A 24,791-nucleotide genomic window follows, 5' to 3' on the forward strand; every position below is an offset into this window, starting at 1 on the left:
GTTAAGATGCAGGCGCGGCTTCAGGGGTGCGTGGCGGCGGCGGCGGACCTACGCTGATCTCGGCCTCCATCGTATGCGAGTCGCCCGGAGCAATCGTGACGCTATCCGCGCCGGTATTGGCCGTCTCCACGCAGACGAAGTGCTCCCAGCCATCGGCAGGCAGGTCGCCGAGAACGAGATTCCACGGGTTCCAGACCACGGTAGTGGCCGAGTTGGCCTTCCTGTTGTTGATGTCGGTGGCCGGGTTGCCGGTCTTGATCGTGCAGGTCGCCTTATGACCCGGGAAGACGCGGTCGGTCGTCTCGGTGATCTCGAGCGGCTCCTCGGGCAGCCGCTTGAGCGCCATCTTATCCATCTTGTCGATGTACTCCGCGCCCTCAAGCCCGGTGATCGACACCTTGCGCACGTCCGGCACGGCGAAGTAGGTGTGCAGCGCCTCTTCGATGTGCATCGGCCTGTCGCCCAGGTTGGCGACGGCCAGCCGCAGCTTCAGCGTGCGCCCGATCACCAGCTGGTAGGCCACGCGGAAGTGGTCGAAGCCCAGCGAGCGCGAAAGCTCGGTCGGCCCCAGGGTCAGGCTCAGGTGCACCTGTTCGCGGCCCGCGCCGGGCACCAGCGCCGCAAAGGCAACGTCCCAGCTCTGCGTCCGGGCGAAGCCGTGCGACGGGCCGGGCTTGCCGTCCGCGCGCGGTCCGAACCACGGGAAGCAGATCGGCACGCCGCCCCGGATCGCCTTGCCCTCCGCAATCTCGGTGTTGGGGCTAAGGTAGAGCACCGGATCGTGTCCGGCGGGCTGCCAGTGGGTCACATGCGCGCCATGCAGGTAGATCGTCGCGGTCGCGGACGAGCTGGTGACCTGCGCCCGCACCATCCCCTCGTGCTCCTCGAAGGCCAGCACGCCGTCCAGGCCAAACTCTTCATTCAGCTTCTTGATATCCATATCCAACACGAGTGTAGAACGCTCCGGGCGCTCCGTCGAACCGGCCCATATCCGCTTATTCTTTAATTCATGAGGACTCGTTCCGCTCTGCTCTGCCTGCTGTTCCTGCTGCTGACTGCCGCACGCCCTGCCTCCGCTGTCGAGGTCAAGGTCTCGGCCCAGGCGCTGGAGCGCACGCTCATCAACCAGCTCTTCGTCGCGCCGGAGGGGCGGTACTACGTCAAGGGGAATCCCACCTCTCCGTGCTTCGTCTACGCCGACCGGCCCGAGGTCTCGTTCCGCGACGACCGCGTGGTGGTGAAGGTGCACACCCGCGCCAAGCTGGGCACCAGCCTCCGCGGAGCCTGCATCGGCGTCTCGCTCCAGACCAACGCGCAGGTCTCCTTCATCCCCGAGGCTGAGGATGAGTCGGTGGGCTTCCGCGACGCGAGGGTGGAGAGCTTGAGCGACGGCTCGATTCCGGGGATGAAGGAGCTGAACTTTCTGCTGATCCCGTTTCTGAGCGGCAAGCTGCCGCAGCAGATGAAGGTGAACGCCGCCGAGCTGATGCGCAAGCTGCTGGTGAACTCGCAGCAACAGACCGGATATGCGTTGACGTTGAGCCGTTTGAAGCTGCACTCAATGCAGGTGAACGGGCAATCGCTGGTGGTGGATATGGACGCCAACCTGGCGGTAAATTAGCCTTTCACGCGAAGCGTCGAGAACCGCACGAAGTGCCGCCCGCCCGGCGGGAGGGCGCTTTTGCGGTTATTCGACTTTCGCCTTACCCGTCGGGCATACCTGCAACAACGGACACCCCTTGCACTGCGGCTCGGCGAAGGTGCAGAGCTTTTGCCCGTGCAGCTTGATGAGCGAGTGGTGCTCATCGAGCATCGCCGCGTCCCACTCCTCGGGCACCAGCCGCATCAACCGCTCTTCGGTGATCGCTGCGTCGGCGCGCGGCGTCAGCTTCAGCCGCTGGGTCACGCGCAGATGGTGCGAGTCCACGCACAGGGCACGTCGGCGCAGGGTCGAAAAGTTCACCACCGCCGCCGAGGTCTTGGGGCCGACGCCCTCGAACTGCTCCAGCCACTCGCGGATCTTGTCGGTCCGGTAGCGAGCCAGAAAGTCCAGCGTCAACGAACCATAGCGCGCCGTAATCTGCTGCAACGCGATCTTCAGCCACGGGGCCTTGGTCTCGGGAAAGGTAACGGCGGCGATGGCCTGCTCGATCTCGGGCACCGGCGCATCGCGCAGATCGTCCCAGCTCGCATAGCGGGCCTCGAGGTCGCGCACCACCTGGTGCGAGACCTCGGTCTTGGTCCGCGACGAGAGCAGCGAGTAGATGAACTGCTTGAGCGGGTCCCAGGGCTCGCGCGGCTTGGGCTTGCCATAGTACTCGAGCAGAAGCTGGTGGATCTCGGGCAGCCGGTGGTCGGCCGGAGACGGAAAGAGTGAAGCAGACTGCATCGCTTAAATCTATTCCACCCGCGTCAGTTCCGGGTAATTCCGATCTCGCGCCGCCCCTCGGAGGCGATGCCCCACGCCATGCGCGGCGTGTTGTGCGCCAGCCCCAGCGACCCGTCTGGTCCCATCACGATGATGCCGCCGTGCCCGCCCAGCCGTTTGTGCAGATGCGCAATCGCGGCTTCGGCGGCCTGCTGCGGCGTGGCCCCGGCGGCGACGCGATCCACCGCCCACTTGCCCAGCACCAGCTTCATAATCGGCTCGCCCCAGCCGGTCAGTGACGTCGCCGCCGACTCGTTATCCGCATAGCAGCCGCAGCCGATCAATGAGGAGTCGCCCACACGCCCCGGCAGCTTATCCAGCGTGCCGCCGGTCGAGGTTCCGGAGGCCAGGTTGCCGTCGGCGTCGAGCGCCGTGGCTCCCACGGTATCGTGACTGTCGAGCGGGCCAGCCATCGGCGCGCCCGTGAAGGTCGTATCGCCCAGCCCCGCGGCCTGCGCGTCGTACAGGCGCTTCTGTTCTCGCGGGATCACAAGGTCCATGTTGTCGCAGGGCCTCATGCCGTGCTGCATGGCGAACCGCTCCGCGCCCGTGCCCACGAAGTAGACGTGCGGCGACTCGTCGAGCACCAGCCGCGCCAGTTGGATCGGGTTCTTGATCCGCTCCACGCAGCCCACGCCGCCCGCGTTCAGAGACTTGCCGTCCATCATCAGGGCGTCGAGCTGTACGCGCCCGTCGCGCGTCAGGTAGGAGCCGCGCCCGGCGTCGAAGGCCTCGTCGTCTTCCATCACCGTAATTGCGGCCTGCACCGCGTCAACGGCGGAGCCACCGCGCTCCAGCACAGCCCAGCCTGCGTCCAGCGCGTTGGAGATGCCGTTCTCGTGCGCGGCGATATCGGCGTCGGGCATAGCCCAGGCGCCACCGTGGATTAAAAGTGTCGGTTTTCTCATGCAGATTCGATTGTACGAGCCTCTGGCTGCCGACCAACGGGAGGACCACACGAAGCCGAGAACCGCACGAAGTGCTCTGGCGCGAGGACGCTTTTAACGAGCCAGCAGCTTCATCCGCTCGGTCTCGTTATAGGTGTAGCGAATCCGGTGAATGACCGTGATGGTGGAGAAAAGCGCCAGCACCCAAAGCGCGGGAGCCATCACGCCCCAGCGGTTGAAGAGCGCGCCCAGAATGACGCAGACGATCCGCTCCGGCCGCTCCATGAAGCCGACCTTGCACGATCCGATCAGCGCCTCGGCGCGGGCGCGGGTGTAGCTGACCATCAGGCTGGCCGTCATGACGAAGGCCACCAGACCGACGTAGAAGAGGCGGTTGCCGCGCGCATAAAAGACCAGCAGCCCGAAGAAGATGGCGACGTCGGAGTAGCGGTCCATCACCGAGTCGAAGAACGCGCCGAAGATGGAGACCTGGTTGGTCTGGCGGGCGACCCGGCCATCGACCATGTCGAAGAGGCCCGCGCCGATGATGACCAGCCCGGCATAAAAGAAGTAGCGCACAGCATGGTCGCCGCGGGCGAAGCCAAAGAAGAGCGCGGCGGCGATGTTGATGACCAGCCCGATGAACGTCAGCGCATTGGGGGAGATCTTCGAGATCGCCAGTCCGTTGACGATCTTCTGCAGCAGCCAGCCGCAGGCGCGCCCGAAGGCGCTCGTCCAGGTGAGCGATCCGCCCACCGCCTCTTGTCCTGCACTCATGCGCGTCCCCTCACGTGCCGCACGTAGACCCTCTCCGTTGGCTCCAGCACCCGGGCCGGGGCAGAACCGATGACGTCGTAGTGCGCGAGCACGGCAGCTTACTCCTTTGTTACTTCAGGCAGAGTCTTGTCTTCCGGCACCACATCGTGAATCGTGGCCAGCTTCAGAATCTCCAGCTCACGCTTGCCGTTCGGCGTAACCACCACGGCGGTATCGCCGACGAACTTGCCCAGCAGCGCGCGGCCGATGGGCGAGGTGGTCGAGATAAGCCCCTTGGTGACATCAGACTCCTCGCTGGTCACAAGCTTATAAATAATCTCTTCGTCCTTGCTCGAATCGAAGACCGTGATGGTCGATCCGAAGCCGACGCGGTCCGCCGGAATGTTGGCCAGGTTGACCATGGCCAACTCGCCCATGCGCTTCTTCAACTGTCCCAGGCGCGCGTTGACGAAGACCTGCCGCTGCTTGGCCATGTGGTACTCGGCATTCTCGCTCAGGTCGCCCAGGGCAACGGCTTTCTTGATCTCGGCGGGCAGCTCGGTGGTCAGCTCGTGCTCGAGTGCTTTGATCTCTTCCGCGAGCCGGGCTTTGATGTGTTCGGGCATGATGTGAGGCCTTCCGGGGAAACTGTTACTCGACGCAGGAAGGTTCCTGGCGGAGCAGTATCAAAAGTAAATTATACGACGGTGGGATGTGGCTTCCAGTCCGCGTGTTGTACGTGCGACCTTAGCCGCGTTTAACCGCGTTCTCCCGGGCCTCCAGAAACGCCTGCAAAATCAGCACCGCGGCTACCTGGTCGATGATGTTCTTGCGGCCCACTCCCTGCGCGTTCGGCGCGCGCGAGTGCCCGGCGTCGTCCAGATGGCGGTGCGCCTGGGTGGTGGTCAGGCGCTCGTCCCACAGGTGCACGGGCAGGCCGAACTCGGCGCGAACGGCCTCGGCGAAGGCCTGCGCCTTCTCGGCCTGCGGGCTCAGGTCGCCGGACATGTACAGCGGATTGCCGACCACGATCTCGGTGACCCCATGCCGCCGCAAGGTGCGGGCCAGCTCTTTCAGGTCTTTGCGCAGACCGGCTCTGTGCAGCGTAAATAACGGCTGCGCGGTGTAGCCCAGCTCGTCCGAGAGCGCCAGCCCGATCCGGCGATCGCCGACATCGAGCGCTAAAATCCTGCTCACGCCAGCGGTTTGTGTGTCGGTACTCATAAGCCGAGTCTAATGCCCGGCAACCAGCCCGGTGGGTATGGGTAGTGGGCCAGTTTGAATCCAAAAAATATCTGCTATCGCGAACGCATGGTAAGGGACATTATCATGCGTGAAAGAAGATGCCTCAGATTATGATTCTATTGTTCCTCGCGAGGCTGAACCCTTCGGCCTCTACCTGACCGGCGTACTTCTCGCCGCCGGTTGGATGGGGGCCAGCTTGCGAGAGCGGCGCTGAAAGCGCTACTGGAGCTTTCATGTCAGAAAACAAGATCGCATACTTTGAACTGCCTTCTACCAACGTATCCGCATTGAAGGAGTTCTATGGACAGCTCTTTGGCTGGACTTTTCAAGACTATGGCGATGATTATGCGGCCGTAGAAAACGGCGGTCTGGAAGGTGGCTTCAACGGTGATCCGGCTAGTAAGTCTAAAGCGCCTATGGTCATCGTCGAGACCGCGGATATTAGAACAACGCTCAAGCGAGTACAAGAAGCAGGCAGCACCATTACTATGCAAATCTTCGCGTACCCAGGAGGCCAGCGCTTCCACTTCCTCGACCCGAGCGGAAACGAGTTGGCTATATTCCAACCTGGTACGTAATTCCTGAGTGGCCTCGCGAGAGGCCACTCGTTTTAGTCATTAGTCATCTTCAATGCTCTTTGGTTTCATAACCCAAAAGCTAGAGTTCACGCCACTATAAAAGACTGGGGATTTAATTTGACCCATTACCTTCCGAAAGGAAGAAGTTTTGCTGCCCTTGCTCCCAAAGTAGGTCCGGGCTTTAGCCTCGAGGTACGCTTTTCTTCAAAAGCTTTAAAGATTGACCTGCCGGACGGGCCTCCTGCACGGAGGGCGGGCGTTTACAGGCCTCTTTACTGCTTCGCGTGGTCCTCCCGTTGGACAGAATCAGAAATCTTAGCTCCCCCACATACGTAAAATGAACCAACCGCCATATCGGAGGGTTTGTTTGGGATTCATCAAGTCGCTCTTTGTTCTCGTCCTGCTGGCCGCGGCAGCCATCGGCTTCTTCGTCTTCGTCCCCTACGGCCCCACACACGAGACCTTCGTCGACATCCCCACCGGCACCGGCACCCAGGGCATCGCCGCCCGGCTCGAACACTCCGGCATCATCCGCAGCCGCTACGCCTTCGACGCGCTCCGCATCCGGCGCGGCGGTGTCCTGCACGCGGGGGAGTACCGCTTCGACCACCCCGCCCCCCTCACCGAGGTCTACGACCGCATCGACCGCGGCGACGTCTACACCCGCGCCGTCACCATCCCCGAGGGCTACAACCTCTACGACCTCTCGGAGGCCGTAGCCGCCGCCGGTCTCGGCTCGGCGGCAGATTTCCTCGCCGCCACCCACCGCGACACCCAGCTCATCGCCGACTGGAGCCCCCAGGCCGCCTCGCTCGAGGGCTACCTCTTCCCCGACACCTACCGCTTCTCCCGCCACGCCACCGCCGACCAGATGGTCGCCGTCATGGTCCACCGCTTCCGCCAGCAGGCCGATTCGCTCGCCATCCCCGCCGAGCAGCGCAATGCTTCCCTCATCACGCTCGCCAGCCTGGTCGAAAAGGAGGTCCGCGTCGACTCCGAGCGACCCCTTGTTGCTGGAGTCTTCCAGAACCGCATCGCCCGCAACATGCCCCTGGCCACCGATCCGACTGTTATCTATGCGGCCCTGCTCGACGGCCGCTGGCAGGGTCCGGGGCCAAAGACCACCATCTTCCGCAGCGATCTGGACGCGGCCTCGCCCTACAACACCTACAAGCACACCGGCCTGCCCCCCGGCCCCATCTGCAACCCCGGCCTGGCCGCCCTGAAGGCCGCGCTGCACCCCGCCCGCACCGATTACCTCTACTTTGTGGCCGACGCCGCCGGTCACAGCCGATTTTCGGCCACGCTGGAGCAGCATAACGCCAACGTCCAGGCCTACCGAAAAGCCCAAAATCAGGGCGTTCGCACGCCTTTTTAAAGCTTCGCGTGGTCCTCCCGCTGGTCGGAAAGAAAAATTCTCGCTGCCGACCAGCGGAAGACCCCCAGAAGATAATCCCGCCTATACCACCCCGAGAACGGTACGAAGTACCTGATTTCTGTGGCTCCTCCCTAAACTCTCCGAAACGTTCGGAGGCTCAGAATCATCGAAACAGGTACGATTGAAAGATGCGCCGATCTCCGGCTGGCCAGGCAGATGCGAATTGTGCGAATTGACAGACGCACTATACGCCCGCAGGCTAGCGATCCCCGTGACTCGGCGCAAACAGGATGGATGGATTTGATCAGTAACCAACCGAAGGAGATAGCCTGCCTCCGGCAGCCCCAGACCAGATGCAAGGTCGGCTGCCGCGATGAGCGCACTCCGAACAACCCAAAAAACACCCGGCGCATGGGAGCCTTGGCCCTGCTCTGCCTGCTGCCCCTGCTCGTCTCCACGACGGGCTGCTTCTCCGTCAAGATCAAGCCGGTGGAGAAGACCGTCGTGCTCGACAAGGCGCTCACCATCCCGCTGGAGCAGTTGCTACGCAAGATCAAGGCCGACTACGACGGCGTCCAGACCTTGAACGCGACTATCGACATCACCGCCACCACCGGCGGCGCGCACCAGGGCGAGGTCAAGGAGATTCCCAGCTTCGCCGGATACATCTTTCTGCGCAAGCCCTCGGACCTGCGCGTGCTGCTACTGGTGCCCATCGTCCGCTCGCGCGCGCTCGACATGGTCTCGGACGGCAAGGACTTCAAGCTCCTGATCCCGCCCAAGAACCGCGCCGTCGTCGGCCCGGACGCGGTGACCACCCCGTCCACCAAGGGCTTCGAGAACCTGCGCCCGAACATCATCCGCGACGCCCTTCAGATCCCCCCGGTCGCCGCCGACGAGTACGTCGCACTCAGCGAGTCCTCCCGCATCCTACCCTCGCCGACCAAGAAGCACGAGTCCATCGAGGAGCCGGACTACGACCTGACGGTGCTCGGCCTCAAGTCCGACCACGTGCTCGAGCGGCGGCGCGTCATCCACATCGACCGCATCAAGCTGAGACCCTACCAGCAGGACATCTACGACCCCTCCGGGCGTGTGGTCACGGTGGTCAACTACAGCCAGTACCAGGTAACGAACGGCACCGACTTCCCCATGATGATCGACATCCGCCGCCCCATCGACGAGTACACGCTGCGCATCGCCGTCACCAAGCTGGTGCTGAACGAGAAGCTCGACGACGAGCAGTTCGTGCTCAAAATCCCTGACGGGATGCCTGTACAAAAGATGTAATTCGCAGTTTTAGTCGTTGTTTTTGCCGTTGCTTCTGGGGTAGGTCCGGGTTTTAACCCGGACATTCAAATCAACCACGGAAGCGGGCTTTAGCCCCCGAGGTATGCTTTTTCCCCTCGCCACGTTTATTAGGGGGCACAGTTTGAATCGTGCTATCGCCCCAAGAACGGGACGAAGTACTCTAGAGCCATGTTGACCCCACGCGAAGCCGCCCGCCTGCTCGGTATCAGCTACCCGACCATCAAACAGTGGATCCTGACGGGCAAACTCAAGTCGGTACAGACGCCGGGCGGCCACCACCGCATCGCCGAGGCCGACCTGAAGCCCTTCCTCGCACGCGACGCGGCCAAACCGGCGGCGGAGTCCCGCGAGCGCTACCGCCGCATCAGCGGCCGCAACCAGATCGTCGGCAAGGTCGTCAGCATCCGGGTGGAGGGTCTGCTGGCCGAGGTCGTCATCGCCACCACGGACGCCCACATCACGGCCATCATCACCGCCAGCGCCGTCCGCGAGCTGCGCCTGAAAAAAGGCGACACGGCCGCCGCTCTTATCAAATCAACCGACGTGATGGTCGAGCGTCTCGACGACCCAGCCTAACGAGCACAGGGGCGCAGTTGCCGTTGCCTGTTTTCTTGGTTGTCATTCAGGAGCGAAGCGGAGGAATCTGCTTCTGCCTTTGCTCGTGCATCTGGGGTAGGTCCGGGCTTTAGCCCGGACATTCAAACCAGCCACAGATGCGGGCTTTAGCCCCCGAGGTATGCTTTCTTCAAATGAGGAAAGACGTCCTGCCGGACGGGCCTCCTGCGCAGAGGGCGGGCGTTCACACGCCTTTTTACTGCTTCGCATGGCCCTCCCGTTGGTCGGGAAAAAGATTTATAGCCCTGTTCTCTTGGTGTGCTCCGCAATCGCCGCATTGATCTCAAGCGCCAGCGCCAATGCCCTGCGCCCCGCCACCCCATCCACCACCGGCGTCCGCCGCATCCGCACCGACTCCAGAAACGACTCCATCTCCAGCCGTAACGGCTCCCCCGGAGGCACTGTAATCTTGCTCATGTTCAGCCCCGCGGTCGGATGCTTCGGCTCGCCCGGAGCCTCGGGCTTCGAGTGCTTCTCGATCAACGCTGCCACTGCCGCCTGATCCAGCCCAGCCATCGCCGTCACGTCGATCAGCAGCAGATCCTGCCGCGCAAAATCCAGCGAAAGATACTGGTGCGGCTGGAAGAACCGCAGCTTCCTTACCCGCTCGGTCGAGACCCGGCTGGCCGTAAAGTTGGCCACGCAGCCGTTCTCGAACTCCAGCCGGACGTTGGCGATATCGACCGTCCGCGAGAGCACCGGCAGCCCCACCGCCCGCACCTCGCGCACCGGCGAATCCACCAGCGAGAGCACGATATCGAGATCGTGGATCATCAGATCCAGCACAACGTCCACGTCCAGCGACCGCGCCGTAAAGATGCTCAGGCGGTGCGCCTCGAAGAACATGGGCCGGTGCAGGTGCGCGCGCGCCGAGGTCACCGCCGGGTTGAAGCGTTCGAGATGCCCGGTCTGGAGGACGCGGCCATGCTTCGCGGCCAGCGCGATCAGCTCATCGGCCTGCTCGACTGTAGCGGCCAGCGGCTTTTCGACCAGCAGGTCCAGCCCGGCGGCCAGTAGCGGCGCGGCGGCAGCGGCGTGGAAGACCGTGGGCACGCAGACGCTCGCCGCGTCTAGGCCCAGCCCAGAGGCCAGCAGCTCCTCCACGGTCTCAAAGCCCGGCACGCCGTACTGCGCCGACGCGGCCTCGCGCACCTCCGCGCTGGGGTCGACGACGGCGGCCAGCTCCACCGGCGTACCGGCCAGCTCCAGTTCGCGGTAGACCCGCAGATGGTTGCGTCCGAACGCACCGGCTCCAATTACGGCTACACGGGTACGCGCCACTTACTTCTCGGCGGGCGCTTCGACCGCTGCGCGGCAGCGGGAGTAGAGGTCGAGCAGGTGCGTCACCTGGTCATCCGGCTTGGTGGCCGCCGCGACTCCGAATCCGGTCGTCGAACCGCTGGTCTTGCCGCCGATATTCGCGTGGGCCGCGACGAACTTGAGCAGGTCGAGTGCGATATCCTCGGTGCGACGTGCGGCGGAGCTGGTGCTGTTGGTTGCTTCCATGGCTGATCGAATTCCTTTCCGTGCTTTCCCGATGTTAGCGGTCGCATCCCGCAGGCGCAAATGGCACGCTGCCGACCAGCGGGAGGCCCGATCCAGTTGATCTTGTCGAAACAAGTGTGAAAGTCACGAAGTGACCGCCCCGCGCGCAGCGGGCCGTCCGGCAGGACGTCTTTGCTGAATTTGAAGAAAACATACCTCGGGGGCTAAAGCCCACATTGGTGGCGAGTTTTAGCGTCCGGGCTAAAGCCCGGACCTACCCCAGAAGCAACGGCTGAAGCCATGCCCTTAAGGTGTGTTACCCGCAGGGATGCACGCCGCACAAAATCTCGTACGAGATCGTCCCTGCCAGCCGCGCATGGTCCTCCGCCGTGACGCCATCGCCCAGCACCACGGCCTCGTCGCCCGCCTTTACCTCGGCGATCCCGGTCACATCCACCACGGTCAGGTTCATCGAGATGCGTCCCAGGATCGGCGCTCTCTGCCCGGCGATCATCGCCCAGCCACCGGGCTTCTGATTGGTGGCGGACAGCTCCCGCCGCCAGCCGTCCGCATAGCCAACCGGCAACAAGGCTACCCGCACCGGCTCATTCGCGGTCCAGATGCCGTTGTAGCCGACGGACTCGCCCGGAGCCAGCTCGCGCGCGCTCAGCACGCGGGTCTTCCACGTCATCACCGGCTTCAGTGACGGCTCCACATGAGGCTCGCCAGACGGTTCGATCTCCAGGCAGTACCCGTACAGCCCCAACCCGGTCCGAACCATCGCCCTGGCCCCAACTGAGGCCGCCAGCGCCATCAGCCAGTCCGCCGCACCGACCGGATTATCGACCGTGGAAGTATTGCCCGCGTGAACCCAGTCGGGCTGCAGCCCCCGCGCCGCCAACTGAGCGATCGCTTCTTCAAATCTATGTTGCTGCCGCAGCGTCACGGGCGACTCGGCCACCTCGGACGAGCTGTAGTGCGTGAAGACGCCATCCACCCGCAGCCCGGGCTGTGCCGCGATCCCGTCCAGCAGCGCCGCCAGACTCGGCCCCGGCTCCACGCCCTGCCGCGACATCCCGGTGTCAATCTCCACATGCACCGGCAGGCTCGCCTCGCCCAGCCAGCCGAGCTGATCGGAGGTCCAGACCACCGGTGTCAGCCGATGCTCCACCAGCAGAGCCACATCCTCGGGCAGAAACCCGCTCATCACTAAAATTTTTACATCGGTCCCGACGAGCGCCTGCCGCACCGCCGCGCCCTCACGCGCGCTCGTCACGCCCAGCCACCCGGCCCCGGCCCTCGCCAGCATCGGCGCGCACCGCGCCGCTCCATGCCCATAGGCGTTGGCCTTAATCACCGCCAGCACGTCCACCCCGGCGACGGCCACGAGTGCCCGATAGTTATCCGCCAGCCGCTGCTCTGAAATCTCGATCCAGTTGTTCAACCCGCAACCTCTACCCCCATCCTATCGCCGCTTGACGGCCTCGTCCGGCTCGGGCCGGATCTCGTCCAGACGGATATCCTCCAATGGGCGGAAGCGATGCTCCAGGCCGTAGGCCGGACCCTCCGGGGCCGTCTTGCGCAGAAAGTCCTTCATCTCCTGTCCTCGCCTCGGGGTAAAGCTCTCCGCCGCCACGGTCAGCTCAGCCATCCGGTCGACCCGGAACGCCCGAAAGTCGTGGCGCAGCTCGCACCACGCCGCCAGCGTCCAGACGCCGCTCCAGAACGCCAGCGCCAGCGGCCGGGCCTCGCGCTCGCTGGCTTCGCCGTTCAGCCGGGTATACCTGAAGCGAATTGCGTGACGGTCTATCGACGCGTGGTGCAGCAGGTCCAGCCGCTCGCGCACCGCCTGGGACTGGTAGCCCGGCGCAAAGAGCAGAATCCCGTCCAGCTCGGCCTGAAGCTCCGGAGGCAGCACCGCCTCGATCCGTTGCAGCGCCGCATCGGCTGCGGCGACGTTCTCGAGGCCGCCCCACGCCTTCACCAGCCGCGCACCCAGCACCAGCGCCGTCAGCTCCTTGCGCGTGAACATCAGCGGAGGCAGGTCGGTATCCTGACGCAGCGTGTACCCCACCCCGGCCTCGCCCTCAATGGGCATCCCCGAGAGTTGCAGGTCGCGCACATCGCGGTAGATCGTCCGCTCGGAGACCTGGAGCTTCTCGGCCAGCCGCCGCGCCGTCAGCAGTCGGCTGCGGCGCAGAAACTGGACGATGCGGAAGAGTCGGTCGGCGCGGCGCATAGCAACGATCCTAACGGCTGTGCAGGCTGATGCGGTTGCCCTCGGTGTCGCGGATCGTGGCAAAGCGCCCGAAGCCGCCCTCGATGACGGTGATCGGCTCGACGAGGATTCCGCCTGCGGCCTCCACCAGCGCCACGGCCTCGTCGAGCCTGCCGGTGCAGTCCAGGTAGAGCATGGGGCCGCGCACGCCGGGGCGCAGCTCGGGCCGCGAGACCAGGGTGCCGGTCAGGCCGTTCGGCTGCACGGGGAAGATCGACATCGGCTCGCCGTAGACGGCGCGCGTCAGCTTGGTGGCCAGTACGGCCTCGTAGAATGCGGTGGCGCGGTTCAGGTCCAGCACCGGAATCTCGAACCAGGTGATGGCGTTGGCCTGTGGTGCGGGGGCAGCGATTGCTGTGGCAGTCATCTTCCGTCTCCTCGGGTCTGGTTGACCATGAGGATGACGATAGGCGTAGCCTGCTGACAGCATTGTGTCAGTAGGGAAAAACGAAAACGCCCTCATGCCGGGCGGGCACCACTTCGTGGGGTTTTGGACGCTTCGCGTGGTTCTTGCTTAACTAAAAATCTTCGCCGCCACCGCCGCCGTGGCTGGTGTCCAGATTCTCAAACCGCGTGTAATCCGACATATACGCCAGATGCGCCGATCCCGTCGGGCCGTTTCTCTGCTTGGCCACGATGATCTCCGCCTTACCCTTCAGGTCCTCGTTCTCGCGATCGTAGTACTCCTCGCGATGGATAAAGCACACCACGTCGGCATCCTGCTCAATCGAACCCGACTCACGCAGGTCACTCAGCAGCGGCTTCTTGTCACCGGTCCTCTGCTCGCTGCCACGAGAGAGCTGCGACAGCGCCACCACCGGCACCTTCATCTCCTTGGCCAGCGCCTTCAGTCCGCGCGAGACCGAAGAGACCTCCTGCGTGCGGTTCTCGAACTTCTTCTGGCCGCTGCCTACCGAGCCGGTCATGAGCTGAAGGTAGTCGATCACGATCAGGTCCAGCCGCCCCTCGGTCTGCTTCAGCCGTCGCGCCTTGGCCCGCATCTCGGCCAGCGTGATGCCCGGCGTGTCGTCGACGAACATCTTCGACTCCATCAGCCGCTCCAGCGCCGCCAGCAGCTTGCCCTTGTCTTCACGCGGCAAAAAGCCCGTCTGGATCTTGCGCGAGTTCACCATCGCCTCGCTGGCGAGCATACGTCGCAGCAGGCTCTCCTTGCTCATTTCGAGCGAGAAAACCGCCACTACCTTGCCGTCCTTCACTGCCGCGTTCTGCGCGATGTTGATCGCCCAGGCGGTCTTTCCCATCGAAGGCCGGGCCGCGATGATAATCAGCTCCGACTCCTGGAGGCCGCTGGTCATGCGGTCGAACTCGATGTAGTGCGTGGCCAGCCCGGTGATCTCACGGCCCTGCTCGTAGAGCTTGTCGATCGTCCCGAAGGAGTTCTTGACGATGTCGGCGATATCGGAAAACCCGCCCGTAACGGCGTGCTCGGAGATCTCCATCAGCCGCGTCTCCACCTGGTTGAGCACGTCGATGGCTTCGAGCGACTGGTCCGACGCCTCCATCATGCCCATGTCGCAGACCTGCATGAGCTGCCGCATCAGGCTCTTGTCGCGGACGATGCGGACGTAGCTCTCGATGGAGAGCTTGCGCGGCAGGCCCTCGCTGAGCGAGGCCAGATAGGCCTGCCCGCCGATGGAGTCCAGCTCTTTTTTCTTGCGCAGGTGCTCGGAGACGGTGACGATATCGACCGCGTACCCGACCTCGGCCAGATGCAGCATGGCGTCGTAGATCTTGCGGTGCGAATCGAGGGAGAAGTCGTCGGTCTTCAGGAGCATGGTCGCGTCGACGATGGCGAGCGGCTCGACCAGCATGGCTCCGAGGATGGTCTGCTCGGCGTGCAGCGAGGCGGGGCGTTGGTCCTCGTTGTTCGACGAGACGATCTGGGGGTAGCTTGCCATAGAGCTAACTCCAGAGTAACCCTCTCGTCGGCTCGATGCAGGCTGAAGAGACTCTAAGCGATCAATAGCCCCTGTGGAGCCTGAGGAAAGCCTGTGGAGATCAGGGAAACGAGGTTGAATTGGGGCAGAAAACACGCGAAGCGTCCAAAACCGCACGCAGTGCCGCCTGTCCGGCGTGAGGACGCTTTTGCCGTTGCTTTGACAGTGCACCTCCACTGGCTGCTGCCGCATCGAACTCCGAGAGGCCTCAATTTGGCAATTCTGGAACCGAGCGCGGCCCAACACCCTGCATCCCGCCACATCTGGCGCTGGATCATCGTCGCTGTCCTGCTGGTGATTACCGGTCTCGCTGTTGCGGCCATCGTCGTCATCCGCCGGGCCACGCCCATCCTCAAGGGGCGCGTCATCGAGACGCTCTCCGAACGGTTCAGGAGCCGCGTCGAGCTGGACGATCTGCAAGTCTCCCTACTCAAGGGGCTGGAGGTCTCGGGCTCCGGCCTGCGCATCTTCCCGCCGTATGACGTCGTCGCCGCAGGAGCCAACGCGCCGCTCATCTCCGTGCGCAGCTTCTACTTCCACGCCGGAATCCGCGACCTCTTCGTCAAGCCGATGCACGTCTCTACCGTCCACGTCGAAGGTCTCAACGTCACCATCCCGCCGCGCGAGGTCCGCCAACAGGTGGCTGCTTCTTCTCCCAGCCAGCCCAGGACGAAACACAAGATCGACATTCAGGTGGACGAGATCGTCTGCGACGACTCCGCACTGGTGATCCAGACGGCGAAGCCCGGCAAAGACCCCAAGATCTTCATCCTCACGCACATTTCCCTGCACGACTTCGGGCCGAACACGCCCTGGCCCTACGAGGCGCAGATCACTAACGGTATCCCCGAGGGCAAGATCCACGCCACCGGCCACTTCGGCCCGTGGAATGTCGAAAGTCCCGGCGACTCGCCGCTCGACGGTCACTACACCTTCGACCACGCCAACCTATACCCCATCAAGGGCATCGGCGGCGTGCTCTCCTCGGTGGGCGACTTCAGCGGCCAGCTCAACCGCATCGGCGTACAGGGCACCGCTCGTGTGCCCAATTTCTCGCTCGACAGCGCCAGCCACCCCATGCCGCTCGACACCACCTTCAGCGCCGTGGTGGACGGCACCAGCGGCGATACCTACCTGCAACACGTCGACGCCCTGCTGGGCCACTCGCGCTTCACCTGCAACGGCGAGATCGTCAACGTGAAGGGGCAGGGCCACATCATCGATCTCGACCTCGACGTCCCCGCCGGACGCATTGAGGACTTCCTCCAACTCGCCGTCAAGACGCAGCCCGTCATCATGACCGGCGTCTTCGGCACGCGCTCGCACATCCACATCCCGCCGGGCAAGGAGAGCGTCACCCACAAGCTCAACCTGAAGGGCCGATTCACACTGCACCAGGTCCGGTTCACCAACCCCGCGTGGCAGCAGAAGGTCGATGAGCTGAGCGCCCGCGCCGAGGGCCGTCCCGAGGACGCCAAGCCCGGAGCCGCCATCGTCAACTCGCAGATGACCGGCGTCTTCCAGATGACCGGCGGGCGTATGGATTTTTCGAACCTGAACTACACCATCCCCGGCGCGGCCGTGGTACTCGAAGGACTCTACACGCTCGACGGCAAGACCTTCGACTTCCACGGCAAGGTCCGGACCCAGGCCAAGGCCTCGCAGATGGTGGTGACGCCGTGGAAGAGCTGGCTCCTGAAGGCCGTGGACCCCTTTCTGGCCAAACACGGCGCGGGGCTGGAGGTGCCGTTCAAGGTCTCGGGCACCAACGGCGAGCCTAAGTTCGGCCTCGATTTTGGCCATAAGGACAAGGGCGACCGGCTGGCGAACCCGCCGCCGCTGAAGCCGCGCTGACACACCTATCTCATCGACCCCATGTACCCTAAACCGAGGGAGAAACACTCATGGCCATCGACAATCAACTTCGCATCCCCGACTCCGCCGCGGGCGACAAATCTTCTTTCGAGCTGCTGCGCGTCTGGATCGCCGATCAGACCCAGCAGGTGAGCCTGCGCGGCGGTGTCTGGCAAGACCCGGCGGCGTGGGGCGTGATGCTCGCCGACCTCGCCCGCAACATTGTGCTGATCCACCAGGAGCAGGACGAGGAGATGGACGCCGACGCCTTTCTGGCCACGCTGCTGGACGGCTTCGACCAGGAGATCGACACCGTCATCGACGAGTTCGCCGGGGAAGCGGGTTGAAGCAACAGCCCCATTCCCACTGAGGGGAAGAGGAGCTGTTGCTGTTGCTTCTGAGGTAGGTCCGGGCTTTAGCCCGGACATTAAAACCAACCACCAATGCGGGCTTTAGCCCCCGAGGTATGCTTTCTTCAAAAGAGGAAAGGCATCCTGCCGGACGGGTCCACTTCGCGCAGTTCTCGGCTTCGCGTGGTCCCCGCTGGCCGGGAACAAAGCGCTCTTCAATGCCCATTATAAGGCACAAACAGCTCCGGGAACTGCTTCTTCAACGCCGCAGTCTTGGGCGCGTCGCAGACCTGGATATACGGGTTGCTGGGGTTCTTGGTCGCGTAGTCCTGGTGGTAGCTCTCCGCATCGTAGAAACCCTTGAGCGGGGTCAACTGGGTCACGATCTTGCCGTGAAACACACGCGCAGCGTCGAGCTGCGCGATGTAGTCCGCCGCCATCTTGTGCTGATGCTCGTCGGTGTAGAAGATCGCCGAGCGGTAGCTGGTGCCGACATCCGGCCCCTGCCGATTGAGCTGGGTGGGGTCGTGAGCGACCGAGAAGAAGATGCGCAGCAGCGTCCCATAGGTAATCTTCGAGGGGTCGTAGATCACCTCGACCGACTCGGCATGACCGGTCTTCTCGGTGGTCACCTGCTCGTAGGTGGCGGTAGCAGCCGAGCCGCCCGCATATCCGGCCATGGTCCCGGTGACGCCCCTTACGCGCTGAAAGACGGACTGCGTGCCCCAGAAGCAGCCGCCCGCGAAGATGGCGGTAGCGCGCCCCGGCGCACTGGCCAGAGCGTCATCGGCAGCAGGAGCCGGGATAGGAGCCGCACTTGCAGCCGAGACGACCGCCATACGCCTATACCCCACGAAGAGAATAACCAGCAGAAGAACCGATGCCACAAACCAGCCGATGCGCGCCATAATAGCCTCTCAAACGTTAGACGTAGCCCCGACATGTTCCGATTCGCGTATGCAAGCCAGGTGCTTCCTCTCACTACAAAACTCCAGCCGCCTGAACTTAGGCATAGGCCCAAAGTTCAGGAGAAGCCCAATTTCCATCTCGGAACACCGCAGGTAGTTGAGTAGCTGGGCCTCGTGAATCTTCAATATCTGATCCGCCGCCTTCAACTCGAGAATGATCTTTTGCTCCACCACGAGATCTGCAAGCGTCCTTGCCTTTGTTTAATCCGCCTTAATCCTTTTTATCCCTTTTTCCCCGTTTCGCCTTGCTCTTCGCTAGAACCGGCACAGATCAAGCCGTAAGCGCCGCAGCCCGCTTCCGCCCCTGAATCTCGATGTACACCGGCAGCAGCGACACAGCCGCGGGCGTCACCCCCGGCAGCCCGCTGGCCTGCCCCAGCGTCTCGGGACGCACGCGCATCAGCGTCTGCTGCATCTCGCGCGAGAGGCCGGAGACGCTCGCATAGTCGAACCAATCCGGGATGCGCTGCCCTTCGGCCTTCTTCATCCGCGCAATGGAGCGGAGCTGCTGGTTCAGATACCCGGCGTATTTGATCTCGGTCTCGACCGCCCGCATCTCGGCCCGCACCCACGCCATCGCCACGCTCGAACCCTGCTCCATCCACGGAGCGTAAAGCTCGCCCGTAAGCAATGGCCGCAGTGAAGGCACCAGCTCTTCAAGTGCCACTTCCGGCCGCTTGATAAAGTCCGAGACCAGTTGCCCGGAGAGCTGTGTCCTATCCCCATCGAGCTTCGCCACCATCTCCGGCGGCAGCTCCCTGGCGTCGAGCCGCGTCGACTCCAGCAACTCCTGAAAGCCCTTCGCCCGTGCTCTCCGCGACTCGTACGCGGTCCAGGCCGCGTCGTCCACCAGCCCCAGCCGCCGCCCATGCGGGGTCAGCCGCCGGTCGGCGTTGTCGATCCGCAGGTGCAGCCGGAACTCCGCCCGCGAGGTAAACATCCGGTACGGCTCGTCCGTTCCCTTCGAGATCAGGTCGTCGATCAGGATGCCTATGTACGCCTCGGTGCGGTCGAGCGTGAACGGCTCCTCGCCGCGTACGGCCAGCGCCGCGTTGATCCCGGCCATCATCCCCTGGCACGCGGCCTCCTCGTAGCCGCTGGTCCCGTTGATCTGCCCGGCCAGAAACAGCCCCGCAATCTGCTTCACCTGGAGCGATCGGCTCAGCTCCGTCGGGTCGATGGCGTCGTACTCGATGGCGTACCCCGGCCGCAGCATCTCGGCCCGGTCGAGGCCGGGGATCGACGCCACCATCGCGGCCTGAATCTCCATCGGCAGGCTGGTGGACATGCCGTTGACGTAGACCTCGTGCGTGTTCAGCCCCTCGGGCTCGAGGAAGAACTGGTGCTGCGTCTTGTCGGGAAACCGGACGATCTTGTCCTCGATACTGGGGCAATAGCGCGGCCCCACGGCGGCAATCTGGCCCGAGTACATGGGGCTGCGATGCACGTTCTCGCGGATCAGCCGCAGCGTCTCGGGCGTCGTCCGGGCGATGTGGCAGGAGATCTGCCGCAGCGGAATCTGCCGCGTGCTGAAGCTGAAGGGCGTCGGCTCAGAGTCGCCCGGCTGCTCTTCAAACTGCTTCCAGTCGATGGTGCGGCCGTCGAGCCGAGGCGGCGTCCCGGTCTTCAACCGGCACTCGCGCAGCCCCAGCCGCTTCAGGCTCTCTCCCAACAGCACGCTGGCTGGTTCGCCGCTGCGGCCAGCCGAGTACCGCTGCTCGCCGCAGTGGATCAGCCCGTTCAGGAAGGTGCCCGTGGTCACGATCGTCGCAGCCGCCAGCACCGTGCGCCCGTCGCGCAGCACCAGTCCCCGCGCCGTGCGGCGGCCCGCCGCGTCGGTGTCGAGCAACACGTCCACCACCTCTGCCTGCTTGATGAAGAGGTTCGCCTGCGACTCCAGCAGCTCGCGCATCCGCACCCGGTAGAGCGCCTTGTCGCACTGCGCACGCGGGCTCCAGACCGCAGGGCCGCGCGAGGTATTCAGCAGCCGGAACTGGATGCCGACCGAGTCGGCCACCTGCCCCATCACCCCGCCCAGCGCGTCGATCTCGCGGACAAGATGCCCCTTGGCGATGCCTCCGACAGCCGGGTTGCAGGACATCTGCGCGATCAGGTCGAGGTTCAGGGTGAAGATCGCCGTGCGCAGCCCCATCCGCGCCGCCGCCATCGCGGCCTCACAGCCCGCGTGCCCCGCGCCAACCACGACCACGTCGTACTGTTCGGTATAGCTCACCCCTATATTTTATGCGTCCTTTATGAGTTTTTGAGGATGCTACTTTACAGCCCTCCCCATCCCGACCAGAATCGACTCATGCCGATTCAGCGACTTCGTCTCGCCGCCGCATCCCTCATCCTTATGTCGACCTTCTCCCTACGCGCCCAGCTTCTGCCCGCCATCACGACCGATCCCGCGCCCGACGCAGCGAACCCGCCCACCATGGAGACGATGCAGATCCCCAGCCACGGCGCGATGATGAACGCCCTGGTCTACGTCGCCGCCGGAGCCGGACCGCACCCCGCCGTCGTTCTGCTGCACGGCTTTCCCGGCAACGAGAAGAACCTCGATCTGGCCCAGGCCATGCGCCGCGCCGGGTGGGACGTCCTCTACTTCAACTACCGCGGCTCCTGGGGCACGCCCGGCGCGTTCTCCTTCGGCCACGCCATGGAGGACACTCAGGCCGCCATCTCCTACCTGCGGGACCCCGCCGTGGCGAAGAAGCTGAGGCTAGATCCCGCCAACATCGTCGTCGCCGGACACAGTATGGGCGGACTGATGGCCACGTACGCCGCCGCCCAGGACCCCACAATCCGGGGTGCAGTGCTCATCTCCGCCGCCGATATGGCCGGACGCGCCACACCTCCGCCGAGCGCCAATCCGGAGGTAATGCAGAAGGTTGTCACCGCCGTAGCCGCGAACCTGGCCGCCGAGGGGCTGGCCCCGTTGGCCGGATGCACTCCCGAGAGCCTCGCGCAGGAGCTCATCAGCCACTCGCACGAGTGGGCACTGGCGGGTTTCGCGCCCAAGCTCACCACGCGGCCCGCGCTGATCGTCACCTCGGACGACGGCGGCGCGGCCTCGGCGGTGCTGCTGGCCGAGGGCATCCGCCACGCCGGGGGCACGCAGGTCAGCTCGGTCCACATCGCCACCGATCACGGCTACTCGGGCAAGCGCATCGAGCTGGAGACAACGGTGCTGCACTGGCTCTCGTTGATGGAGAAACCAGAAGCAACAACAAAAGCGCCCTAACGCCGGGCGGGCGGCACTTCGTGCGGTTCTCGACGCTTCGCGTGAAAGGCTTAAAACTCCAGGTGCAGCCCTAGTTGGATCTGCCGCTCGCGGTTAAGGCTGGTGCTGGCCGAGGTGGGTGCGCCGAAGGGCTGAGTGTTCAGCCCCTCCGATGCAATCGTTGCCGCGTCCTGAAAGATGAGCGGCGTCACCCCCGACACAGCCGTCCCCACCAGATAAGCCCTCTGGCTCACCGAGGAGAGGTTCAGCCGGTTGGTCAGGTTGAATGCCTCGGCGCTCAGGCGCAGCCGCAGCCGGTCCGGGTGGGCGAAGGCGATGGTCTTGGCCGCACGCAGGTCGAGGTTCACGACCGGCGGCAGGCGCAGCGTGTTCCGGCCCACGGTGGGCAGGTACGTCGCGCCGCCGGAGCCGTTGATGCTCTCCCGCCCGCCCTTGAGGGTGGAGCCGCCGAAGATCTGCAGCGTGTACGGACGTCCGGAGTGCGCCGTCAGAATGGGCGCAAACGACCACCCCGCCGCCGTGCGTTTCACTCCCCGCCCGTGCACCACAGGCTGCCACACCGCCGCCACATGCAGCGACTGTGGGTAGCTCAGGGCCGAGCGGCCCTTGTCGTAGCGGATCGTCATGGGGTCGAACTGGGCGTTGGTCCGGGGTGTCCCGTAGGCGGCCTGCCCGTAGTCGATCGCCTTCGACCACGTGTAGCTCGCGCGCAGTTCCAGCCCGCCGCGTGTGCGCCGGTCGAGCGCCAGAACACCCGCATTGTAGGTGGCGTTCACGTTGGAGGTGATATCGGTGACCGGCCCGAAGAGGGGCGTGATCCGCTCTGTATAGAGGGGAACCTGGAAGGTAAAGCCGGGCTGGGTTCCCGCTTGAGCGCCGGTCGGAGGCCCGCCGCCCTGAAGCTGGAAGGTGCTCGTCTCCGTCGAAGGTGCGATGTTGATATCGGTCGAGCTGGCCAGTTGGCGGTCGAGGTTCATCACGTAGGTGGCGCTCAGCACCAGCCCCGCACCCAGGCTGCGTTCCAGCGAGAGGCTGCCTTGCTGGATCATCGGGATGCGGAAGCGGCGGTCGAAGACGGTGGCGGTGGTCGTGGCTGCCACGGCTGAGGGCGGAGCCGAGAGATACGAACAGGCGTAGCCGAAGCCCTGGTTCGCGACCTGCGGGCAGTCGGTCTCGGTGGAGGGGGTAATGCGGATCTTCGTCGTCGCGCCGGGTTCGGCGGTATTGGCCAGCGCGGAACGGATCGTCGTCCCCGGCAGGCGTCCGTAGAAGATGCCGTAGCCGAGCCGGATGAGGCCGCGTCCCTCGCCGAAGGGAGACCACGCGAGGCCCACTCTAGGGGCGAGGTTGTTGCGATCCTCGGGGAAGATGCTGGTCGCGCCGCGAGTGGAGAAGATGACGTCCAGCGTGGGGTTCGGAAGCTGCGGCAGGGGCAGCAGCTCGTACTCGTAGCGCAGGCCGATGTTGAAGTGGAGGCGCGGCCCGACCCGCCACTGGTCCTCAACAAAGGCCGCCCACTCCTGCGTGTCGAAGGCCACAGCCTGCGGGCCGAAGCTCTGGGTGAAGGACCGGAAGCAGAAGAGGTGGTCGGCGGCGTTGATGCTGGGGCACGCGCCGTTGGGGTAGGCGTGCACGTTGAAGGTGTAGTCGGTGATCCAGTCGACCAGCCCGCCCGCGTGGCCGTTGACCAGCGAGGAGTCGTAGCTGAAGGTTCCGGCGGCATTGGCCAGCGTCGATACAAGATCATGCACCAGCGAAAGATCGCCGCCGAGCTGGATCAGGTGCCGCCCGCGTCCGTAGCTCAGGGTGTCGGAGATCTGGTAGCGGCTCTCGTCGGGGTAGGCCATGCGCGAGACCGAGGCCGGAGTGCCGAAGAGGAAGCCCTGCGGCCCGATGTTGACCCCGGGCGCGAAGCCGCCGGGGCCGACGGTCGGCTCCTGCGGCAGGTTGGGCTGGGGCGTCTCGAACTGGAGATCGTGGCTGATCTGGCCCCGCAGCGCGTTGCTCAGGTGAGCGCCGAAGATGGTGTTCAGGTGCGGCAGAATCTGGTCGAGCGAGCCGGTGGAGTTGCCCAGGCTGGCCCGTCCGCGCGCGACCACGGGAGAGCTTTCAAGTCCGGCGGGCGAGGTCCAGCGGACGCGGTTGTAGGCGATCCCCAGGGTGTTGCGGCGGGTGAAGCGCCAGTCGATTCGACCGAAGTTGATGGTCTCGTCGGCGCGGCGGGGCACCGTGCCGGTCAGCGAGCTGAGGTAGTCGAGCGCGGCGTTGGTCGCGGCGGTCGAGACGCCACGGTTAGCCAGTAAAGCCCTCTGCGTGGGGGTAAGGGCGAAGAACGTCGCGTAGACCGGGGAGGAGATGGCCGGGAAGTCGCGGCGCTGCTGGTCGTAGGCGTAGAAGTAGAAGAGACCGTGGCGCGGCAGCACCGGCCCGCCCAGGGTGCCGCCGAAGTTCTGGCGCAGGTCCTGCGGTTTGACCAGCCCGGAGGAGATGACGCCGTCGGTATAGGTGGTGGCGATGGAGAGCGGGCTGGTGGCGGCGAGGGCACTCGAGCGAATCAGCAGGAATCCCGAGCCATGCAGCGTGCTGGTGCCGGACTTCGAGACCGTCGTGATGACGCCTCCGCCCGCGTGGCCGGTGAGCGCCGAGTAGCCCTGGCCGGAGACGCGGAACTCGCGCACCGCCTGCTGGGAGAAGCTGGTGGGCGCGCCCGAGGCACGACCGCGACCGAGGCCGTGCATCCCGAAGGAGCCGCTGCCCGCGCGGTCGCTGCCCGTGCCCAGCGGGACCGAACTGAAGCTCTGGTTGGCGTCCAACCCGTCGATCAGCAGGCTGTTCTGGGTGGAGGCGAGGCCGTGGAAGCTGAGCAGGCCGTCGCCGTCCTGGTCAGGCTCGACGCCGGGGGTGAGTTCGGCGAAGCTCTGCCAGCGGCGGTTGTTGATGGGCAGCAGGGACAGATCCTCGGGACGCAGGCTGGCCACGAGCGCCTCCGGCTCCGGCTCCGCCGTGACGGTGACGCTCGAGGCGACCGCCAGGCCCATTCGCACCTCGGCGGTCTCGCCCAGGGCCAGCGTCAGCTCGGTCTGGCGGCCGGTGCTGAAGCCCGGCGCGGCGGCGGTGACGCTGTAGCTGCCGGGGGGCAGGTGCGGGACGAGGAAGCTGCCGTCGCTGCCGGTGTAGGCGGTCCGCTCGGCCTGGGTATCGGTGTTGTGGACGACGACTCTGGCTCCGGCGACGGCTCCTCGGAATGGGTCGGCGACGACTCCGCGGAGGGCGCTATCGACCGGGCCTTGCGCCCTTGCGATGAGGCAGCAATAAAAGAGGCACAGCGCGGCGAGCACGCGCAGGCAACGAGACGAATTGGCCGCGAACAGCTCTGGGCGGCGGAGATGGTGCATGTTGCTCCTTGCGCTCGATCACAACTCTGCGGAGGCGCGGAACGGTTGGGCTATGCCC

23 protein-coding genes and 1 pseudogene are annotated in these 24,791 nt (G+C 64.7%); 8 read left to right on the forward strand and 16 right to left on the reverse strand.

Going from position 1 to position 24,791, the window contains the following annotated elements; translation table 11 throughout:
* Position 1 precedes the first annotated feature (1 nt).
* Entirely contained in the window at positions 2-940 is a 939-nt protein-coding gene (locus tag FTO74_RS18955; protein ID WP_162539537.1) for a D-hexose-6-phosphate mutarotase, read from the reverse strand.
* Positions 941-1,009: 69 nt separating this feature from the next.
* On the opposite strand from FTO74_RS18955, the gene FTO74_RS18960 reads away from it, so the two are divergent.
* Positions 1,010-1,621, forward strand: coding sequence for a hypothetical protein (locus FTO74_RS18960; protein ID WP_162539538.1), 612 nt, complete (start codon positions 1,010-1,012; stop codon positions 1,619-1,621).
* A 66-nt stretch (positions 1,622-1,687) separates the two neighbouring features.
* On the opposite strand, the gene FTO74_RS18965 is transcribed toward FTO74_RS18960, so the two are convergent.
* The 5 genes from FTO74_RS18965 to ruvX form a co-directional block, all read right to left on the reverse strand.
* Positions 1,688-2,389 (reverse strand): iron-sulfur cluster loop, encoded by a 702-nt coding sequence (locus FTO74_RS18965; protein WP_162539539.1) that lies wholly within the window; start codon positions 2,387-2,389, stop codon positions 1,688-1,690.
* Positions 2,390-2,412: 23 nt separating this feature from the next.
* Positions 2,413-3,336: an isoaspartyl peptidase/L-asparaginase gene (locus FTO74_RS18970; protein WP_162539540.1), complete on the reverse strand. Its 924-nt coding sequence runs from the start codon at positions 3,334-3,336 to the stop codon at positions 2,413-2,415.
* 93 nt (positions 3,337-3,429) lie between these two features.
* Positions 3,430-4,092, reverse strand: coding sequence for a CDP-alcohol phosphatidyltransferase family protein (locus FTO74_RS18975; RefSeq protein ID WP_162539541.1), 663 nt, complete (start codon positions 4,090-4,092; stop codon positions 3,430-3,432).
* A gap of 98 nt (positions 4,093-4,190) precedes the next feature.
* Positions 4,191-4,697: a transcription elongation factor GreA gene (gene greA, locus FTO74_RS18980; protein ID WP_162539542.1), complete on the reverse strand. Its 507-nt coding sequence runs from the start codon at positions 4,695-4,697 to the stop codon at positions 4,191-4,193.
* Between the two features lie 121 nt (positions 4,698-4,818).
* A complete protein-coding gene (ruvX, locus tag FTO74_RS18985; RefSeq protein WP_345933794.1) occupies positions 4,819-5,268 on the reverse strand; it encodes a Holliday junction resolvase RuvX in 450 nt (149 codons plus the stop codon).
* 281 nt (positions 5,269-5,549) lie between these two features.
* Here ruvX and FTO74_RS18990 point away from each other — a divergent pair, with 281 nt between their 5' ends.
* From FTO74_RS18990 to FTO74_RS19005, 4 genes are all read left to right on the forward strand, one after another.
* Complete coding sequence (locus tag FTO74_RS18990) at positions 5,550-5,894, forward strand: VOC family protein (protein ID WP_162539544.1); 345 nt, start codon at positions 5,550-5,552, stop codon at positions 5,892-5,894.
* A 367-nt stretch (positions 5,895-6,261) separates the two neighbouring features.
* Positions 6,262-7,272, forward strand: coding sequence for an endolytic transglycosylase MltG (mltG, locus tag FTO74_RS18995; RefSeq protein ID WP_162539545.1), 1,011 nt, complete (start codon positions 6,262-6,264; stop codon positions 7,270-7,272).
* Positions 7,273-7,683: 411 nt separating this feature from the next.
* On the forward strand, positions 7,684-8,562 hold the full coding sequence (locus FTO74_RS19000) for a DUF4292 domain-containing protein (RefSeq protein WP_220399056.1): 879 nt from the start codon (positions 7,684-7,686) through the stop codon (positions 8,560-8,562).
* 189 nt (positions 8,563-8,751) lie between these two features.
* Positions 8,752-9,159, forward strand: coding sequence for a helix-turn-helix domain-containing protein (locus tag FTO74_RS19005; RefSeq protein ID WP_162539547.1), 408 nt, complete (start codon positions 8,752-8,754; stop codon positions 9,157-9,159).
* Positions 9,160-9,435: 276 nt separating this feature from the next.
* Here the strand turns inward: FTO74_RS19005 and FTO74_RS19010 are convergent, their stop codons facing one another.
* The 6 genes from FTO74_RS19010 to dnaB form a co-directional block, all read right to left on the reverse strand.
* Entirely contained in the window at positions 9,436-10,479 is a 1,044-nt protein-coding gene (locus FTO74_RS19010) for a Gfo/Idh/MocA family oxidoreductase (RefSeq protein ID WP_162539548.1), read from the reverse strand.
* Positions 10,480-10,704, reverse strand: coding sequence for a hypothetical protein (locus FTO74_RS19015; RefSeq protein ID WP_162539549.1), 225 nt, complete (start codon positions 10,702-10,704; stop codon positions 10,480-10,482).
* A 295-nt stretch (positions 10,705-10,999) separates the two neighbouring features.
* Positions 11,000-12,127 (reverse strand): alanine racemase, encoded by a 1,128-nt coding sequence (gene alr / locus FTO74_RS19020; RefSeq protein ID WP_162539550.1) that lies wholly within the window; start codon positions 12,125-12,127, stop codon positions 11,000-11,002.
* 21 nt (positions 12,128-12,148) lie between these two features.
* Positions 12,149-12,922 (reverse strand): YafY family protein, encoded by a 774-nt coding sequence (locus FTO74_RS19025; RefSeq protein ID WP_162539551.1) that lies wholly within the window; start codon positions 12,920-12,922, stop codon positions 12,149-12,151.
* Positions 12,923-12,932: 10 nt separating this feature from the next.
* Positions 12,933-13,328: a VOC family protein gene (locus FTO74_RS19030; protein WP_162539552.1), complete on the reverse strand. Its 396-nt coding sequence runs from the start codon at positions 13,326-13,328 to the stop codon at positions 12,933-12,935.
* 151 nt (positions 13,329-13,479) lie between these two features.
* Positions 13,480-14,880, reverse strand: a complete 1,401-nt coding sequence (dnaB, locus tag FTO74_RS19035) for a replicative DNA helicase (protein WP_162539553.1) — start codon at positions 14,878-14,880, stop codon at positions 13,480-13,482.
* Between the two features lie 252 nt (positions 14,881-15,132).
* Here dnaB and FTO74_RS19040 point away from each other — a divergent pair, with 252 nt between their 5' ends.
* Together FTO74_RS19040 and FTO74_RS19045 are read left to right on the forward strand one after the other, a co-directional pair.
* A complete protein-coding gene (locus tag FTO74_RS19040) occupies positions 15,133-16,773 on the forward strand; it encodes an AsmA-like C-terminal region-containing protein (RefSeq protein ID WP_162539554.1) in 1,641 nt (546 codons plus the stop codon).
* A 50-nt stretch (positions 16,774-16,823) separates the two neighbouring features.
* Positions 16,824-17,120, forward strand: coding sequence for a DUF5076 domain-containing protein (locus FTO74_RS19045; RefSeq protein WP_162539555.1), 297 nt, complete (start codon positions 16,824-16,826; stop codon positions 17,118-17,120).
* Between the two features lie 218 nt (positions 17,121-17,338).
* Here FTO74_RS19045 and msrA read toward each other — a convergent pair whose 3' ends face one another.
* The 3 genes and pseudogenes from msrA to mnmG all read right to left on the reverse strand — a co-directional run bounded on the left by msrA (position 17,339) and on the right by mnmG (position 20,324).
* Positions 17,339-18,031: a peptide-methionine (S)-S-oxide reductase MsrA gene (gene msrA, locus FTO74_RS19050; RefSeq protein WP_162539556.1), complete on the reverse strand. Its 693-nt coding sequence runs from the start codon at positions 18,029-18,031 to the stop codon at positions 17,339-17,341.
* Between the two features lie 9 nt (positions 18,032-18,040).
* Positions 18,041-18,268 (reverse strand): annotated as a pseudogene (locus FTO74_RS19055) (GxxExxY protein); the annotation flags it as partial.
* A gap of 94 nt (positions 18,269-18,362) precedes the next feature.
* Positions 18,363-20,324, reverse strand: a complete 1,962-nt coding sequence (mnmG, locus tag FTO74_RS19060; protein WP_162539558.1) for a tRNA uridine-5-carboxymethylaminomethyl(34) synthesis enzyme MnmG — start codon at positions 20,322-20,324, stop codon at positions 18,363-18,365.
* Positions 20,325-20,402: 78 nt separating this feature from the next.
* Here mnmG and FTO74_RS19065 point away from each other — a divergent pair, with 78 nt between their 5' ends.
* Positions 20,403-21,338, forward strand: a complete 936-nt coding sequence (locus tag FTO74_RS19065) for an alpha/beta fold hydrolase (RefSeq protein WP_162539559.1) — start codon at positions 20,403-20,405, stop codon at positions 21,336-21,338.
* Between the two features lie 50 nt (positions 21,339-21,388).
* Here FTO74_RS19065 and FTO74_RS19070 read toward each other — a convergent pair whose 3' ends face one another.
* A complete protein-coding gene (locus tag FTO74_RS19070; protein ID WP_162539560.1) occupies positions 21,389-24,733 on the reverse strand; it encodes a TonB-dependent receptor in 3,345 nt (1,114 codons plus the stop codon).
* Between the last annotated feature and the right edge of the window lie 58 nt (positions 24,734-24,791).

Origin of the sequence: Granulicella sp. WH15, assembly GCF_009914315.1 — a bacterium.
Classification (GTDB): domain Bacteria; phylum Acidobacteriota; class Terriglobia; order Terriglobales; family Acidobacteriaceae; genus Edaphobacter.

Coding starts and splice junctions, on each gene's coding strand:
- FTO74_RS18955 (WP_162539537.1), bottom strand. CDS start 940: ATGGATATCAAGAAGCTGAATGAAGAGTTTGGCCTGGACGGCGTGCTG.
- FTO74_RS18960 (WP_162539538.1), top strand. CDS start 1,010: ATGAGGACTCGTTCCGCTCTGCTCTGCCTGCTGTTCCTGCTGCTGACT.
- FTO74_RS18965 (WP_162539539.1), bottom strand. CDS start 2,389: ATGCAGTCTGCTTCACTCTTTCCGTCTCCGGCCGACCACCGGCTGCCC.
- FTO74_RS18970 (WP_162539540.1), bottom strand. CDS start 3,336: ATGAGAAAACCGACACTTTTAATCCACGGTGGCGCCTGGGCTATGCCC.
- FTO74_RS18975 (WP_162539541.1), bottom strand. CDS start 4,092: ATGAGTGCAGGACAAGAGGCGGTGGGCGGATCGCTCACCTGGACGAGC.
- greA (WP_162539542.1), bottom strand. CDS start 4,697: ATGCCCGAACACATCAAAGCCCGGCTCGCGGAAGAGATCAAAGCACTC.
- FTO74_RS18990 (WP_162539544.1), top strand. CDS start 5,550: ATGTCAGAAAACAAGATCGCATACTTTGAACTGCCTTCTACCAACGTA.
- FTO74_RS19000 (WP_220399056.1), top strand. CDS start 7,684: ATGGGAGCCTTGGCCCTGCTCTGCCTGCTGCCCCTGCTCGTCTCCACG.
- FTO74_RS19005 (WP_162539547.1), top strand. CDS start 8,752: ATGTTGACCCCACGCGAAGCCGCCCGCCTGCTCGGTATCAGCTACCCG.
- FTO74_RS19015 (WP_162539549.1), bottom strand. CDS start 10,704: ATGGAAGCAACCAACAGCACCAGCTCCGCCGCACGTCGCACCGAGGAT.
- FTO74_RS19025 (WP_162539551.1), bottom strand. CDS start 12,922: ATGCGCCGCGCCGACCGACTCTTCCGCATCGTCCAGTTTCTGCGCCGC.
- FTO74_RS19030 (WP_162539552.1), bottom strand. CDS start 13,328: ATGACTGCCACAGCAATCGCTGCCCCCGCACCACAGGCCAACGCCATC.
- dnaB (WP_162539553.1), bottom strand. CDS start 14,880: ATGGCAAGCTACCCCCAGATCGTCTCGTCGAACAACGAGGACCAACGC.
- FTO74_RS19045 (WP_162539555.1), top strand. CDS start 16,824: ATGGCCATCGACAATCAACTTCGCATCCCCGACTCCGCCGCGGGCGAC.
- msrA (WP_162539556.1), bottom strand. CDS start 18,031: ATGGCGCGCATCGGCTGGTTTGTGGCATCGGTTCTTCTGCTGGTTATT.
- FTO74_RS19065 (WP_162539559.1), top strand. CDS start 20,403: ATGCCGATTCAGCGACTTCGTCTCGCCGCCGCATCCCTCATCCTTATG.
- FTO74_RS19070 (WP_162539560.1), bottom strand. CDS start 24,733: ATGCACCATCTCCGCCGCCCAGAGCTGTTCGCGGCCAATTCGTCTCGT.